Raw genomic sequence first — 522 nt, 5'->3', positions numbered from 1 at the left:
GGAATCTTGCTACCTAGTAGTAGTGCACCAACTTCTGACATGTAAATCAACTGAGTAACAGACATTGCTGCGATAACAAAACGAGTCATTTCGTTGTCGATAGATGCCGCCAGAATCGCAGGGATAAACATATCTGCAAAGCCAACCACGATAGTTTGCGATGCTTGTACCGCTTCAGGAATTTGTAGCAACTCTAAGTAAGGAATGAATGGCTGACCAAGGATCTCAAACACTGACGTGTATTCAGCAATCACTAGTGCAACGGTACCCAAACCCATAACCACAGGCAGTACGCCAAACACCATATCGATAGCGTTGTGCACACCTTCTTTGAATACGGACTGAACAGATTTTACTTCTGCAGCGCGTTTTAGAGCTAAGTCCATGCCCCAAGAGAATGTCGTGTGACCTTCTGGCACTGCATCTACATCTTCTGCTGGCTTGCTGCCGTCAATGTAGCGGTCTTTTTTCAGGCTTAGAGGCGGCAAACGAGGAATGATAACCGCAGCCACGATACCTGCT

General features: G+C 46.6%; 1 protein-coding gene. It reads right to left on the bottom strand.

Features of this window, described 5'->3' with window-relative positions:
- Positions 1-522 (bottom strand): YjiH family protein (locus R8O10_RS27395; RefSeq protein WP_412035185.1); only part of this gene is annotated, 522 nt, incomplete at both ends.

Origin of the sequence: Vibrio sp. 1727 (assembly GCF_033344415.1) — a bacterium.
GTDB lineage: Bacteria > Pseudomonadota > Gammaproteobacteria > Enterobacterales > Vibrionaceae > Vibrio > Vibrio alginolyticus.
The sequence above is the reverse complement of the archived record's forward strand: the minus strand, read 5'-3'. Positions and strand labels throughout refer to the sequence as shown.